Source organism: Novosphingobium barchaimii LL02 (genome assembly GCF_001046635.1).
Classification (GTDB): Bacteria; Pseudomonadota; Alphaproteobacteria; order Sphingomonadales; family Sphingomonadaceae; genus Novosphingobium; species Novosphingobium barchaimii.
Map to the genome: position 1 here is coordinate 1,341,539 of NZ_KQ130452.1, position 14,814 is coordinate 1,356,352.

The 14,814-nt window shown below is 65.3% G+C and carries 15 protein-coding genes and 1 pseudogene; 12 read left to right on the forward strand and 4 right to left on the reverse strand.

Features of this window, described 5'->3' with window-relative positions:
* Positions 1–26: 26 nt before the first annotated feature.
* A complete protein-coding gene (gene radC / locus V474_RS06585; RefSeq protein WP_059150637.1) occupies positions 27–776 on the forward strand; it encodes a RadC family protein in 750 nt (249 codons plus the stop codon).
* Position 777: 1 nt separating this feature from the next.
* Positions 778–1,539 carry an NRDE family protein gene (locus V474_RS06590; protein ID WP_059150638.1) on the forward strand — a complete coding sequence of 254 codons (762 nt, stop codon included), beginning with the start codon at positions 778–780 and terminating at the stop codon, positions 1,537–1,539.
* Between the two features lies 1 nt (position 1,540).
* Here the strand turns inward: V474_RS06590 and V474_RS06595 are convergent, their stop codons facing one another.
* The gene (locus V474_RS06595; protein ID WP_082699609.1) at positions 1,541–3,289 is read right to left on the reverse strand and encodes a sensor domain-containing diguanylate cyclase; all 1,749 of its coding nucleotides are present in this window, start codon (positions 3,287–3,289) and stop codon (positions 1,541–1,543) included.
* Positions 3,290–3,515: 226 nt separating this feature from the next.
* Between V474_RS06595 and purB the strand changes: the two genes are divergently transcribed.
* The 4 genes from purB (at position 3,516) to V474_RS06615 (ending at position 7,048) form a co-directional block, all read left to right on the forward strand.
* Positions 3,516–4,826, forward strand: coding sequence for an adenylosuccinate lyase (gene purB / locus V474_RS06600; RefSeq protein WP_059150640.1), 1,311 nt, complete (start codon positions 3,516–3,518; stop codon positions 4,824–4,826).
* Positions 4,827–4,927: 101 nt separating this feature from the next.
* A complete protein-coding gene (locus tag V474_RS06605) occupies positions 4,928–5,263 on the forward strand; it encodes a LapA family protein (RefSeq protein WP_059150641.1) in 336 nt (111 codons plus the stop codon).
* Positions 5,260–5,937 carry an orotidine-5'-phosphate decarboxylase gene (pyrF, locus tag V474_RS06610; RefSeq protein WP_059150642.1) on the forward strand — a complete coding sequence of 226 codons (678 nt, stop codon included), beginning with the start codon at positions 5,260–5,262 and terminating at the stop codon, positions 5,935–5,937. Before V474_RS06605 ends, pyrF begins: the two co-directional genes overlap by 4 nt.
* 361 nt (positions 5,938–6,298) lie before the next feature.
* A complete protein-coding gene (locus V474_RS06615) occupies positions 6,299–7,048 on the forward strand; it encodes an SIMPL domain-containing protein (RefSeq protein ID WP_059150643.1) in 750 nt (249 codons plus the stop codon).
* Positions 7,049–7,177: 129 nt separating this feature from the next.
* Here V474_RS06615 and V474_RS06620 read toward each other — a convergent pair whose 3' ends face one another.
* Positions 7,178–7,600, reverse strand: coding sequence for a DUF4019 domain-containing protein (locus V474_RS06620; RefSeq protein ID WP_059150644.1), 423 nt, complete (start codon positions 7,598–7,600; stop codon positions 7,178–7,180).
* Positions 7,601–7,717: 117 nt separating this feature from the next.
* Here V474_RS06620 and V474_RS06625 point away from each other — a divergent pair, with 117 nt between their 5' ends.
* Positions 7,718–8,362: a phosphoribosylanthranilate isomerase gene (locus V474_RS06625; protein ID WP_059150645.1), complete on the forward strand. Its 645-nt coding sequence runs from the start codon at positions 7,718–7,720 to the stop codon at positions 8,360–8,362.
* An 81-nt stretch (positions 8,363–8,443) separates the two neighbouring features.
* Here the strand turns inward: V474_RS06625 and V474_RS06630 are convergent, their stop codons facing one another.
* Positions 8,444–8,911, reverse strand: a complete 468-nt coding sequence (locus tag V474_RS06630) for an outer membrane protein (RefSeq protein ID WP_059150646.1) — start codon at positions 8,909–8,911, stop codon at positions 8,444–8,446.
* 270 nt (positions 8,912–9,181) lie between these two features.
* On the opposite strand from V474_RS06630, the gene trpB reads away from it, so the two are divergent.
* Genes trpB through V474_RS06650 form a run of 4 tightly spaced genes read left to right on the forward strand, consistent with a single transcriptional unit; the run spans position 9,182 to position 12,766 of the window.
* Entirely contained in the window at positions 9,182–10,423 is a 1,242-nt protein-coding gene (trpB, locus tag V474_RS06635) for a tryptophan synthase subunit beta (RefSeq protein WP_059150647.1), read from the forward strand.
* Positions 10,420–10,671, forward strand: coding sequence for a hypothetical protein (locus V474_RS06640; RefSeq protein ID WP_059150648.1), 252 nt, complete (start codon positions 10,420–10,422; stop codon positions 10,669–10,671). Before trpB ends, V474_RS06640 begins: the two co-directional genes overlap by 4 nt.
* Positions 10,671–11,447, forward strand: a complete 777-nt coding sequence (gene trpA, locus V474_RS06645) for a tryptophan synthase subunit alpha (RefSeq protein WP_059150649.1) — start codon at positions 10,671–10,673, stop codon at positions 11,445–11,447. Before V474_RS06640 ends, trpA begins: the two co-directional genes overlap by 1 nt.
* Before the next feature lie 2 nt (positions 11,448–11,449).
* On the forward strand, positions 11,450–12,766 hold the full coding sequence (locus tag V474_RS06650; RefSeq protein ID WP_059150650.1) for a bifunctional folylpolyglutamate synthase/dihydrofolate synthase: 1,317 nt from the start codon (positions 11,450–11,452) through the stop codon (positions 12,764–12,766).
* Between the two features lie 188 nt (positions 12,767–12,954).
* Here V474_RS06650 and V474_RS06655 read toward each other — a convergent pair whose 3' ends face one another.
* Complete coding sequence (locus V474_RS06655; RefSeq protein ID WP_082699610.1) at positions 12,955–14,286, reverse strand: AmpG family muropeptide MFS transporter; 1,332 nt, start codon at positions 14,284–14,286, stop codon at positions 12,955–12,957.
* A gap of 116 nt (positions 14,287–14,402) precedes the next feature.
* On the opposite strand from V474_RS06655, the pseudogene V474_RS26105 reads away from it, so the two are divergent.
* Positions 14,403–14,814 (forward strand): annotated as a pseudogene (locus V474_RS26105) (pseudouridine synthase); the annotation flags it as partial.

The window sequence follows — 14,814 nt, forward strand, 5'->3', positions numbered from 1 at the left end:
AGGAAAGGCAATTGTTTGTACGCATTATGCCCGAACAACCCCCACTCTTCGATGACGCCGTCAGCGCTTTGACCGATGCAGGCCCCTCTGCACCTTCCGGCACCGGAAACGATTCGAGCGGTCATCGCGGGAGGCTGCGCAAGCGGCTGCTGGAAGGCGGGGCAGAAGCTTTGGGCGATCACGAGGTCATTGAACTCTTGTTGATGCAGGCCGTTCCCCGCCGCGACATGAAGCCGCTGGCACGCACGCTACTGCAGCGGTTCGGCTCGCTCGCGGGTGTGTTGCAGACCGACCCGCGCACGCTGGCCGCCCATCCTGGCATGGGTGAGGCGACCGCGGCGGCGCTGCGCATCGTCACCGTGGCCGCCACCCGAATGGCGCGCCAGAAAGTGCGCGAGGCCCCGGTGATCGGATCGTGGCAGGCCCTGATCGACTATCTTACGATCGACATGGCCCACCTTACAGTTGAACGGGTGCGCGTACTTTATCTCAATACCCGCAACATGCTGATCCTCGACGATCTCGTGGGCGAAGGCTCCATCGACGAAGCGGCGATCCATCCGCGCGAGGTCATCCGCCGCGCGCTGGACCTGGGCGCGGCGGCGCTGATCCTGGTCCACAACCACCCTTCAGGCTCGCCCCAACCCAGCCGCGCCGACATCGAGATCACCAACCGCATCGCCGAAGCCGGGCGATTGCTGGGCGTTAGCGTGCACGACCATGTCGTGATCGGGCGCGAGGGCTACGTAAGCCTCAAGGCCAAGGGGCTGATCTGAGATGTGCGTCGCCGCTATCGCCTGGGATAGCCACCCCGAATGGCTGCTCGTCGCCATCGGCAACCGCGACGAATTCCACACTCGTCCCGCCGCACCGCTGGCGCGCTGGCAGGATGGCTCCGGGATCATCGCCGGCACCGATCTCACCGCCTGCGGGACGTGGCTGGGTGTGACCGAGGCCAAAGGCGGCAGAAGCGCACGGTTCGCCCTGATCACCAATTACCGCGTACCGGAAGGTGCGCAGCCTGGCCGCCCGTCGCGCGGCAAGTTGGTCACCGATCTTCTGGCGGGAACCCCGCCCATCGCACTTGGCGAGGAGATGGCGCGGATGAATCCGTTCAACCTTATTTTTGTCGACGGCGGCCGCGCCTCGTTCCTGACCAACCACCCCAAGGTAGAGATGCGCGCGCTTTCTGCCGGCATTCACGGACTGTCGAACGGCGGCTTCGACGTACCCTGGCCTAAGACGATGCGGGTCGGTCAGGCGATCACCGACTGGTTCGCTGCGGGCGAGAAGGATTTTGGGCCACTGCTGGCCGCCCTGCGCGACGAGAAGCCGGCACCGCACCCTGAGCGCCCCGAACTCGGCCCGGAACCCCGGTTCGCGCCGGTCTTCATCCGAAACGAAACGTACGGCACGCGGTGCAGCACGGTGATCGCGGTAGACCGGCAGGGACAGGGCATAATCATCGAACGCAGCTTCGACGCGCTCGGCAGGCACCGCGGCGAAGTGCGAATCGGGTTCGCATGGCCCCCGATCTAGCCTAAGCCGCGATCAGTTGGTTGCGTCCGCCGCGCTTGGCGGCATAGAGCGCCATGTCGGCACGGTTGAGCAGGTCGATGCCGCCCTGCCCCTGCGTGCGGTGGACCAGGCCGCAACTGATGCGCGCTTCGGCCTCGCCCCCCAGGGGCAGGGCGACCGGCGCCGCCGCGACGCTCTCCACAAGCCGGCGGCAGATATCCTGCGCGACTTCAGGGTCGGCAGTGCCCAGCATCACCACGAATTCATCCCCGCCTAGCCGCGCCACAAGATCGGTAGCGCGCAAGGTCGCGGCGATCCGGCGGCCGATTTCAGCCAGCGCGGCATCCCCAGCAACATGACCGAGTTCGTCGTTCAGCGACTTGAAACGATCCACATCGATCAGCGCAATGCTCAGGCCATCGGCCGGAGGGTCGGCAAGCGCCGCCTCGAACCGCCGCAGGAAGCCTGCCCGGTTGGAAAGGCCAGTCAGTTCGTCCGTCTCGGCCAGACGGCAGAGTTCGCCTTCGCGGGCCTTGCGCGCGGTTACGTCGACCAGTGTCGCCGCCGAGCCGGTCATGATGCCCTGCTCGTCACGCTCTGCGCGGAAGGTCGCCTCGATCCAGATGCCGCCGGGACGCTCCACCTCTATGATAATCGGGCGGTCGCTGGTCCCGGCGCGCAAGTGTGCGCCGAACAGCGCCTCGCCCAGCGGCGGATCGAGTTCGCCGATGTGGGCACCCAGCAGCCGGTCGGCGTTCTTGCCGACAAGCGTCGCGACATCGCCCACCACGCGGGTGCAAGCACCTTCGACCGAAAAACGCAGGAGAACGATGGCGGAGCGATCTGCCAGCAAAACGAGCGAGCGTTCGCTTTCGCTGAGCCGCTCGATCAGGTCTCGCCGCGCTGCAAGCGCAGCGGCGACCGGCATCATCAGCATTAGCACGGTGGCGAGGTAGAATTGCAGAAAGGCCAGCTTCACCGCCATGTCGCCCGCAGAAAGGCTCACCGGACCATGGCCGTAACATGTCGCCACGCCGCCCGTTACCGCAACCAGCATGACCCCCATGCTGGTGCCTTCCCAGCCAAGCCGGAAGGCGACAAGCATCAGCGGCACCATCGGCAGGAACAGCAGCGGATATCGGTTCTGGGCGAATACGGAGACGCTCACCGCCAGCACGGCGACCAGCAGCAACAGCATCTGCGCCCGCTCTGCCCGTGAGGCGGCGCGGATGCTGGCGCGGTAGTCCCCGTGGAACAGACCGAAGAAAAACGGCGTGAAGATCATTAGCCCCAGTGCGTCGGCGCTGAACTTGGTGGCCAGCGAAACGCCGATCGAGAGATGGAACGCGAAGGATGCGATCACCGCACCCAGCAGCGCCCCGACGCCCGGTGCAACGATCCCGGCGCAGATCACGAAGCGGCCTACCGAGGCGTGATGATGAAGCAGACGTCCACCTGAGTCGATAGTGCCGCGCAGCAACCATGAGGCAAGCGCGATTTCGACGACGTTGGCCACCGCGAAACCGACGGGCGCTGACAGCGTGCCGCGCGTGAAGGCTCCGGCAGCGGCGACGGCAATGAATGCGGCGACAAGATAGCGCCCCCATTCGCGGCGCGGGCGCGCCAGCAACTGCGCCAGGATCACCCCGTTCGCAGGCCATACCGAGGCGAGGTTGCCCTCAAAGCTAAGGTATTCGATCATCGCGACAGATAAAACGAAGCATAGAACAGCGCTTGCCAAAGGAGCGACGATAGGCCTGATGCTTGGCATTTATGGCGGTTGCCCTGGGCGGCCTGCGCACGGGTTTGTGGCGGCTCTTCGTGCAAACGTTTGCGCGAGATTCGTTAAAATTCCGTCCTTTCACCCCTGTCATCGACCCATTTCTAGTTAACCAAGGCATGCGCATATCTGCGCAGAATACGCGCTCCCGCCCTCGTCTCTTGCCTTTCGCGGCCGCCCGCCTTAGCGGCGGGCGCGTCAGCCACAGGAGTCGAACATGGTCCCCCGCTATTCCCGCCCCGCGATGTCCGCGATCTGGGAGCCCGAAGCGCGCTACCGCATCTGGTTCGAGATCGAAGCACACGCCGCCGTGAAGATGGGTGAAATGGGAACCGTGCCGCCAAGCGCCGGCAAGGCCCTGTGGGACTGGTGGGCAACGAACCCCAGGATCGACGTCGCCGCGATCGATGCGATCGAAGCCGTCACCAAGCACGACGTCATCGCCTTCCTCGACTGGGTTGCCCAGCAGGTCGGCCCGGAAGCGCGCTTCATGCACCAGGGCATGACCAGCTCCGACGTGCTGGACACGACGCTCAACGTGCAGTTGGTTAAGGCCGCCGACATCCTCATCGCCGACCTCGACGCGCTGCTCGCGGCGATCGAGCGCCGCGCGCAGGAGCACAAATACACCCCCACCATCGGCCGCAGCCACGGCATTCACGCCGAACCGGTGACCTTCGGCCTCAAGCTGGCGCAGGCCCATGCCGAATTCAGCCGCAACCGCGCGCGCCTGGTTCTGGCGCGCGAAGACGTCGCCACTTGTGCCATCTCGGGCGCGGTAGGCACTTTCGCCAACGTCGACCCGGTGGTGGAAGAATACGTCGCCGAAAAGATGGGCCTGGGCATCGAGCCGGTCTCCACGCAGGTCATCCCGCGTGACCGCCATGCGATGTTCTTCGCCGTGCTGGGCGTGATCGCCAGCTCGATCGAGCGCCTTGCCGTCGAAGTGCGCCACCTCCAGCGCACCGAAGTCCTGGAAGCCGAGGAATACTTCTCTCCCGGCCAGAAGGGCTCGTCGGCCATGCCGCACAAGCGCAACCCGATCCTGACCGAAAACCTGACTGGCCTCGCCCGTCTCGTCCGTTCGGCCGTCGTGCCGGCGATGGAGAACGTGGCGCTCTGGCACGAGCGTGACATCTCGCACTCGTCGGTGGAGCGTTTCATCGGTCCTGATGCAACGATCACCCTCGACTTCGCGCTGGGCCGCCTGACGGGTGTGATCGACAAGCTGCTTATCTACCCTGCGCGCATGCAGAAGAACCTCGACCGCATGGGCGGCCTCGTCCACTCGCAGCGCGTGCTGCTGGCGCTGACCCAGGCCGGCCTGAGCCGCGACGAGAGCTACCGCCTCGTCCAGCGCAACGCGATGAAGGTGTGGGAATCGGACGGCGAACTCTCGCTGCTCGAACTGCTCAAGGCCGACGCCGACGTGACCGCCGCGCTGTCGGTCGAAGTGATCGAAGACAAGTTCAACCTCGACTACCACTTCAAGCACGTCGACACGATTTTCGCGCGCGTGTTCGGCTAAGCATTCCGATCGCGGGGAGCACCCATGCTCCCCGCCCCCTTCCCTTGCGGAATTTTCCCGCCTAGCATCGGGCGTTTCCGGGAGGGAAAGCAGGAGATAGAATGCAGATCATCCGCACCATCACGTGGATCCTCGTCACCGCGGTCCTGGTCGCGTTCATCGCCATGAACTGGAACCGGGCGCCGGTGAACTTCTGGCCGCTCGACAACGGCAACTACATCCATTTCGATTGGCCGGTCGGCCTTGTGGCCCTGCTTTTCTTCGGCTTGGGCATGCTGCCGGTATGGGCATACCTGCGCGCCGTGCGCTGGCGCCTGAACCGCCGCATCGCCGCGCTGGAAAACTCGCTGCGCGCCACGTCGGCACCATCTATGGCGCCGCCTGAGGCCGCCCCTGCAACTTTACTCGAAACTCCGACGGATCTCACGAAGTCATGAACCACAATCCCGTCTACCTCGCCCTCGACCTTCCGCGCCTCGACGCCGCTGAAGCGCTGGCACGAAAAGTCGCGGGCCATATCGGCGGGATCAAGCTGGGGTTGGAATTCTTCTGCGCCCACGGGCACCACGGCGTCCACGAACTGCACAAGCTGGGGCTGCCGATCTTTCTCGACCTCAAGCTGCACGACATCCCCAATACCGTCGCGGGCGCGATGCAGGCGATCCACGTGCTGCAGCCCTCGATTGTCACCATCCACGCTGCCGGTGGCCGCGCCATGATGGAAGACGCCAAGGCCGCCGCCGGTGAAAACTGCAAAGTAGTCGCCGTCACCGTCCTCACCAGCCTCGACGGGGACGACCTCGCCGCCATCGGCGTGAAAGACGAACCCCACGCACAAGCACTGCGTCTTGCGGACCTCGCCCACTCGGCAGGGCTCGACGGTATCGTCTGCTCGGGCCACGAAGTCGGCGCCGTGCACAAACAGTGGAAGGACGGCTATTTCGTCGTCCCCGGCCTGCGTCCGGCAGACGGCAGGGTCGGCGACCAGAAGCGCACCGTTACGCCGCGCGAAGCCCGCGATGCCGGGGCCAGTGTGCTGGTGATCGGGCGGCCGATTACCCGTGCGGAAGATCCGCTGGCTGCGGCCAGGGCGATCGAGGGCACTCTTTAAGGTTTGAGCGGGAAGATCTGGGGCCATCGCCCCAGACCCCAGGAGTGTCGCGGTTTCGCCTCGGCTGGGGCGGCGGTTTGTTGTGATGGTGCCCCCGCGGCGAAGCCGCTATCCGTTGAAACCTCGCGCATGTCGCAAAGGATGGATGGAAAGCCGGCGGCGCTCCCTTTCAATGAGCGCAGGGCCTCTGTTGCACGCACAACGCCGGCATTAACAGGGGTGCAGGGGCGCTATGCTCCCCTGCCCTTAATCTTCGACTCGACTTACCTTAACAAAGCCTCGCCCTGCCGTTCAGCACGTCGCAACCTGCCCGGCTCCAGATCGTTGCTCCAAGATGCCAACCTATGGAGTGCGACCCATAATGAAATCCCTCAGCCTGCTTGCGGCAAGTGCCCTTGGCGCTGCGATTATCCCTGCCGCTCCCGCTCTCGCCCAGCAGGCCGTTCCCGCGATCGAGACCGGGCACACGTTGTTGACGGTGACCGCGCAGGGTTCCTCCACCCGCGTTCCTGACCTTGCCAGCTATACCGCAGGCGTCACCACTCAGGGCGCAACTGCCAGCGCTGCGCTCTCGGCCAATTCGGCACAGATGACGCAAGTGATCGCTGCGCTGAAGCGTGCAGGTATCGCCGACCGCGATGTCCAGACCAGCAACCTCAGCGTCAACCCGGTCTATGCTCAGCCCAAGCGCCTGCCAGACGGTAATTTCGAGGATGGTCCGCAGAAGATCGTCGGCTATCAGGCCACCAACAACGTCTCGGTTCGGCAGCGCAAGCTGGCCGACATGGGCAAGGTGATCGACGCGCTCGTGGCGGCTGGCGCGAATCAGGTCAACGGCCCGAACTTTGCGATCGACAAGCCTGAGGCCGCGCAGGACGAAGCGCGCGTAGAGGCGATGAAGACCGCCCGCGCCCGCGCCGACCTCTATGCCAGGGCATCTGGCCTGCGCGTCGCGCGGATCGTGTCGATCAGCGAGAGCGGCGGCTTCTCGCCGCAGCCGGTAATGTATATGCGCAAGGAAGCGATGGACGTCTCCGCCGCTCCACCCGTCGCGGCGGGCGAGCTTGAGATGAACGTCAACGTCACGGTTCAGTTCGAACTGGCGCCTTAAAAAGCGGCGGCAGTTCCAAGCCCTACCCCGCCGTCCTCTCGCAAGCGAGGATGGTGCTGACCTTCAAAACGGCGCCACCGTCTGGTCAGCGCCGCCCCTGCAAGACGGGGCGGCGGGGGACAGGACTTCTTAATTCATCATCATATCCTGCGACTGAATATTGTAGCCGACCAGCGTCAGCTTATCCGCGTCGCCCTTGCGAAAGACGAACTGTTCGGTGCCAGTGCCATGCTCGAACGTTGTCTCGGTATTGACGGTAACGAAGCTGCCCCCGGTGGTTGCATTGGCATTCCAGCCGACCTGTTGACTCGACTTCACCTTACCCAGCTTTCGGTGGACGGCATCGAGCAGCTTGCCGAACTGATCGCGGCTGGTGGCCTTGCGCAAGTCCGGGTCCGCGCCGGCCCAGACCGCCTGCCAGTTGCCCGCATCCAGCGATTGGTGGAAGCGCCCGACTTCGACCTCAGCCTCCTTGATCGAAGCCTGCACGTTGCAGCCGGCCAGCATGGCGGCAACCGTCAACGGCAGGATAAAGCGCGCCAGCCTGTTCATTCGTGTCACTCCTCGATCGATGAGGCCTCAATCTAACAGGCATTGCAGCCTTGTCACGGAACGCTAGATAGCACCTTCGCGCGCCGCTGCCCGGCGCGATACGAGGCGAGCATCTCAATGCCCAGCGCGGGAATCAAGATCTGCGGTATCAACACTCCCGATGCGCTGGAGGCAGCCATCAAGAGCCGCGCCGCGCATATCGGGCTGGTGTTCTTCCCTCGCAGCCCGCGCGCCGTGACCCCGGCCGAGGCAGCCCAGCTTTCCGCGCGGGCCGAGGGCCGGATCAGCCGCGTCGGCCTGTTCGTCGATGCAAGCGATACCGCGATCGGCGATGCGATGGGCGCCGCCCGCCTCGACGCGCTGCAGCTCCACGGCGAGGAAACGCCCGAGCGCGCCGCCCAGCTTCGCGCCCGTTTCGGGGTATCTGTATGGAAGGCCCTGCCCGTCGCCACCGCCCGCGACGTTGAACGCGCCGCCGCCTATGCCGATGCGGTGGATCTCATTCTGTTCGACGCCAAGACGCCCAAGGGCGCGTTGCCGGGCGGCATGGGCCTCAGCTTCGACTGGAGCCTCATCGCGCACTGGAAGGGCCCGGTCGCCTGGGGCCTCGCGGGAGGGTTGGACGCTGCGAATGTGGCGGAGGCGATCCGCATGACCGGCACCCCGCTGGTCGACACCTCATCAGGCGTGGAAAGCGCGCCGGGCGTCAAGGATGAGAGCCGCATCGCCGCATTCTGCCGGGCTGTGCGCGAGGCTGGCTAAGGCCTCTTCGTCACCGCCAAGCAAGAAAGGGCGGCCCGTCTTGCGGACCGCCCTTCCTGGCTTACACTGCTTACGCAGCGATCAGAACTTGACGCCGACGCCCACCAGGCCGCGGTCCGCGTCGGGGGTGTTGTCGCCGATCAGCAGGTGCTGGTACTCGGCCTTCAGGTAGTAGCGCGAGCCGACATCCTGCTGGACGCCGCCGCCAACGCCGACTGCGCTGTTGCCGTAGCGGGTGTTCTTCGATTCCCAGTCAGCCAGGGCATAAGCCTTGGTGCCCGGAAGCACCTTGACGCCGATACGGCCGCCAGCGCCCCACGAAACGCGGGTGTTATCGGTCAGCACCTTGTCGGCCGAACCCTGGACACCCACAAAAAGCTTGTCGCCGAGATCGTAGTCGTAACCGGCGGCGATACCTGCGGTTGCGTCGCTGTCGCTACCGTTCCAGATCACGCCGGTACGCGCTTCGACGCGTGCTTCGTTAGCCAGAGCAGGAGTGGCGGCAGCAATCGAGGCAACCGCAGCGAGCGAAACAAGTGCAATACGCATATTATAAACTCCAGTATTCAAAATCCCGCCCCTCAGCGGGAGACCAGCCCCTGGTCCCGGCGACCTTGCGCGAAAATGAACGAAAATTTCCGCTGGGCGGTCAAAACGACACAAAACTGCAGCATTGGGACACTATGATGCTTTTGGCGCAATCCAGTTGCATTGTTTGCAATTGAAAAAGGGTTCAGCGGTTTCCATCGCCCGTATAGCAGGGCTGCTGATGCAAAGGCGTCTGGACAAGCGCCGGGGCCTCTGCCAAGCGCCAGTACCATGACAGCCCAACCGCCCGTGAACAGCTTGCGCTCCCTTCCTGACGAGACCGGCCATTTCGGCCAGTTCGGGGGACGGTATGTCGCCGAAACGCTGATGCCGCTCATCCTCGACCTCGAGAAGGAATACCGCCGGGCGCAAGGCGACCCGGCATTCCAGGCCGAATTCGACGATCTGCTCAAGAATTTCGTGGGACGGCCCAGCCCACTCTATCCCGCGCCGCGCATAACCGAGCATTTTCGTGCCCTGGCGCCTGAGGGCAAGGGTCCGAAGATCTACTTCAAGCGCGAAGACCTGAACCACACCGGCGCGCACAAGATCAACAACTGCGTCGGCCAGATCCTGCTGGCCATGCGCATGGGCAAGACTCGCATCATCGCCGAGACCGGCGCTGGCCAGCACGGCGTCGCAACGGCCACGGTCGCGGCGCGCTTCGGCCTGCCTTGTGTGATCTTCATGGGCGCCAAGGACGTGGAACGCCAGAAGCCCAACGTCTTCCGGATGAAGCTGCTCGGCGCCGAGGTCCACCCCGTCACCAGCGGCGCTGAAACGCTGAAGGACGCCATGAACGAGGCGCTGCGCGACTGGGTCGCCAACGTCCATGACACGTTCTACATCATCGGCACCGCTGCCGGTCCGCACCCCTATCCTGAACTCGTCCGCGATTTTCAGAGCGTGATCGGCAACGAGACCAAGGCGCAGATGATGGAGGCCGAAGGCCGCCTGCCCGACATGGTCCTGGCCTGCGTGGGCGGCGGATCGAACGCGATCGGCATGTTCCACCCCTTCCTTGACGACCCCGAAGTCGCCATGGTCGGCATCGAGGCGGCCGGCCACGGCATCGAGACCGGCGAGCACGCCGCCAGCCTCGCCGGCGGCAAGCCCGGCATCCTGCACGGCAACAAGACCTACCTGCTGCAGGACGAGGACGGCCAGATCACCGAGGCCCACTCGATCAGCGCCGGGCTCGACTATCCCGGCCTTGGCCCGGAGCATTCCTGGCTGCACGAAAGCGGCCGCGTGCGCTACGTGCCGATCACCGACGACCAGGCTCTGGAAGCGTTCCAGCTGTGCTGCGCCCTCGAAGGCATCATTCCCGCCCTCGAAAGCGCCCACGCGCTGGCTGCCCTGCCCCAACTCACCGCCGAGATGGACGAAGACAAGATCCTCGTCGTCAACGTATCGGGCCGCGGCGACAAGGACATCTTCACTGTCGCCGAGGCGCTGGGGTTCGAGCTTTGAAAAAGGGCGGGTGGCAGCGGTCGCTGATCGATGCCGCCCTGCTCTGGATGGCGGTGTTCCCGGCGATCCGGGTGCTTGCCGACCTTGTGAAGGCACGTTCGTTCGATCTTTCCGGGGCCGGTTACTTCTGGGCCTTCGCCTTCCGGGGTGACTGGAGCCACATCGCCGTCAGCCTTGGCTACCTCGCAGTTTTCATCGGCCTCACCGCCGCCTTGCTTCGCTTTTCCGGAAAGACGCTGTTTTCCTGATGACACGCTTCGAAACCGCTTTCGCCAAGGGTCCGGCCCTCGTCTGCTTCATCACCGGGGGCGACGGCGACACCGCCTCCAACCTCGACGCGCTGGTCGCGGGCGGCGCCGATGTGATCGAACTGGGCATGCCTTTCACCGATCCCATGGCAGACGGTATGGCGATCCAGGAAGCGAACTTGCGCTCCTTCGCGGCCGGCACGAAAACCGCGGATATCTTCGCCCTCGCCACCGGCTTTCGCGCGCGCCACCCGAACGTCCCGCTGGTGCTGATGGGCTATGCCAACCCGATGACGATTCGCGGCTCCGAATGGTTCGCGGACGAATGCGCCAAGGCCGGCGTCGACGGCGTCATCTGCGTCGACATTCCCCCTGAAGAAGACGCCGAACTCGGCCCGGCCCTGCGCGCCAAGGGCGTGTCGCTGATCCGCCTCGCCACGCCGACCACCGACACCGCACGCCTTCCCGCCGTGCTGGAAGGGTCTTCGGGCTTCCTCTACTACGTCTCCGTCGCGGGCATTACCGGCCAGCAGCAGGCCGCGCAAAGCTCGATCGACGAAGCGGTCGCCCGCCTCAAGGCCGCCAGCACGATCCCCGTCGCGGTCGGCTTTGGCGTGCGCACGCCTGAACAGGCCGCTGCCATTGCCAAAGTCGCGGACGGCGTGGTCGTTGGCTCGGCGCTGGTCGATCTCGTCAAGCAGCACGGCAGAGACGCCCCCGGCCCGCTCCAGGCACTGACCTCGGCGCTGGCGCAGGCGGTACACTCGGCGCGCTGAGCGTGAAGGACTTCGCGGTGTCGGACGCGCCCGCCGTTCAGGCCCAGCTCCACCGCCTCGCCGCGTTGTCCCTGCCGCAAGGACGGCTTGGGCTGGACACGGTCCGCACCCTGCTGGCGCGGCTGGGCGACCCCCACCTTGCCATTGCTCCGGCATTTCATGTCGCGGGCACCAACGGCAAGGGCTCGACCTGCGCCTATCTGCGCGCGATCCTCGAAGCGCAGGGTTACCGCGTCCATGCGATCACCAGTCCGCATCTGGTCCGCTACAACGAACGCATCCGCATCGCCGGTGAACTGGTGGGCGACGACGAGCTGGCGGCATTGCTGGCCGAAGTCCTGGACGTGGCGGACGGGCTGGATGTCAGCTTCTTCGAAACAACCATCGCCGCGAGCTTCCTCGCATTTGCGCGGCATCCGGCGGATGTCTGCGTGATCGAGGTGGGCCTTGGCGGCCGGTTCGATGCCACCAATGTCCTGCCGGCCCCGCTCGCCTGCGGAATTGCAACGCTGGGCATCGATCACGAACGCTTCCTCCTCGCCCCGGACCACGGCGTACCCGCCGAGCCGCTGGCGCGAATCGCCTTTGAAAAGGCCGGCATCCGTCGCCCCCATGTGCCGCTGGTAACGCAGGGCTATCCAGCCGACGTGGTGGCCGTTCTGCAATCCCTGGCGGCGTCGGAGGAAGTGCCCCTTTACCTGCGCGGCGAGGCCTGGAACGCGCAGGCCACCAGCGACGCGCTATGGTTCGAGGACAGCGCCGGTTCGCTGACCCTGCCTCTGCCGCATATCTCCGGCGCGCATCAGGCCGACAACGCCGCGCTGGCCGTCGCCATGTTGCGGCGCCAGCAGGTGCTCACGATCGACCCCGCAAGCATGGCAGCCGGCATCCGCGCCGCGCGCTGGCCTGCGCGAATGCAGCTTCTGAGCGATGGTCCCCTCACCCGGCTTGTGCCCGGCACGGCGGTGTGGCTCGACGGCGGCCATAACCGCGATGCGGGCCTCGCGCTGGCGAAGTTCCTCGAAGAACAGGAAATCGCAGTTCATCTTGTCCTCGGCATGATCGCGGGCAAGGACCCAGGCGCCCTGCTCGATCCTTTGCACCGGCTGGTCGAAAGCGTGACGCTGGTGCCGGTGCCTGGCCACGACTGCCTGCCGCCCGAGGCATTCGCGCAGTGGGCACCTGACGCGACGGGCGCGCCTGATGTGGCGACGGCGCTGCGGGAGTTGGAGCAGCGTAATCCGCGCGCGGTGCTGATCGCGGGATCGCTCTACCTTGCCGGTGCAGTGCTGCGCGGCAACGGGGAAATGCCGGACTGACAGGCGCAGCTGCGCCGGGCACAGGTTTTGCTACATACACGCCGTCATCCTGAACTTGTTTCAGGATCTATCCTGCAAGATCACACCGCCGCTTGATCGGAGAAATGGATCCTGAAACAAGTTCAGGATGACGATGCGCAAGGCCCGCCGCGCCGATACTCCGAAGAGTTGGCCTCATGGCGTCGCGGTCAAGCGAAGGCGTCTTCCTCCGCCTCAACCTCACCCGCAGAACCCATGGCCTGATCGACCAGCCCGGTCCGGCTCATCCACCAGAACAGCACCATGCCCGGAACCGAGGCCGCCGTAGTCAGCAGGTAGAAGTTCACATACCCCAGCGCCTCGATCAGCGCGCCCGCCGTGGTGCCGGTCAGCAGCCGCCCCACCACGCTCGCCGCCGCCGAGATCAGCGCATATTGCGAGGCCGTGTAGCGCAAATCGCACAGCGCCGAGAAATACGCGATCACCACCACGCCGCCATAGCCGCTGGCGATGTTCTCGAACCCTATTGCCCCGGCCATACCCCAGTTGCTGTGCCCCGCTGCCGCAAGCGCGGCGAAGCTGAGGTTGGACACGCCCATCAGCACCAGCGAGATCATCACTGAACGCTTCAGTCCCAACCGCGCGTAAGCAACGCCGCCAATGAACACGCCGATCATGTAGGCCCAAAAGCCCAGCCCGATATCGTAGATGGCGATCTCGTCGTTGCTGAAGCCTAAGTCGTCGAACAGCAGTCGGAAGGTCAGGTTCGCCAGCGTGTCGCCGATCTTGTGGACGAGGATGAACAGCAGCACGAGGAAAGCGCCGTTGCGCCGGAAGAACTCCCCGAATGGCCCGACTATGGAGGCCCAGACTTCGCCGACGCCCTTTTTCTCGACCACCACCTTGCGGCGTTCCGGTTCGCCCAGGAACAGCGCGGCCAGCATGGCGGGAAGCGCGAACATGGCGCAGGCCATGTAGCCCACACTCCACCCGTAGCGCGCCGAAAGCACCAGCGCCAATGCCCCCGCCCCCGCCGAACCGATGCGCCAGCCGTACTGGCTCATGCCCGATCCGGTGCCGAGCTGATACGGCTTGAGCGTCTCGATCCGGTAAGCGTCGATGACGATGTCGAAGCTGGCACCCGCCACGCCCACCAGCACGGCGGCGATCACGGTGGCCTGCAAGGCATCGCGCGGATCGACCAGCGCCAGGTTAATGACGGCGGCCATCACCGCCACGCCGCAGACCAGCATCCACGAAACGCGCTGGCCAAGCCTGCCGATCACCGGCAGGCGCACGCCGTCGATGATCCAGGCCCAGAACACCTTCAGGTTGTAGACAAGGAAGGCCAGTGTGAACGCGGTGACGACTTTTTTGTCGATTCCGTCCTGCGCCAGGCGCGTGGTCAGCGTGGCGCCGATCATCGCATAAGGGAAGCCCGAGGACAGCCCGAGCATGAACGCAGCCAGCGATTCCCGTTCGAAATAAGGCTTCACCGAGCCCCAGACGCTGCGACGCTCAACACTGCTATCGGCGTCCACGCCTGTCTCCTTGATGTCACTTAGGTGCCGTTAAGGCGTAGTTACGGTCAACTTAGCGCCGCCCCGCGCGAAGGGAAGGCTGGATGAAGCGGCGATCAACAGGTATGGGCGCACGAATGTCCAAACCACCCAGCAAGTCCGGCGGCCCAGGTCGCGGCCGCAATTCCGGCGGCTCATCCCGCGATGGTTCCTCTTTTGGGGGCTCGTCTTTCGGAGGCTCCTCGTCCGGGGGAGATCGCGGAAGATCGCCCCGCAGCGGCGGCGGCTCCGACGGCGGCGGATCACGCTATAACGGCGGTTCGCGCGGCGATGGCCCGCGTGGCGGCGGCGGTAGCGGCGGCTCCCAGGGTGGTGGCTCGCGCTACAACGGCGGCTCGCGCGGCGATTCTCCGCGCGGTGACGCACCTCGTGGCGGCGGTCGCGGCACGTATTCGCGCGAAGGCGCGCCCCGTGAAGGTGGCCGTGAAGGTGGGCGCGACAGCAGCTATCGCAGCGTTGGCCGCGATGAAGCAGCACGCGGCGGCGGCC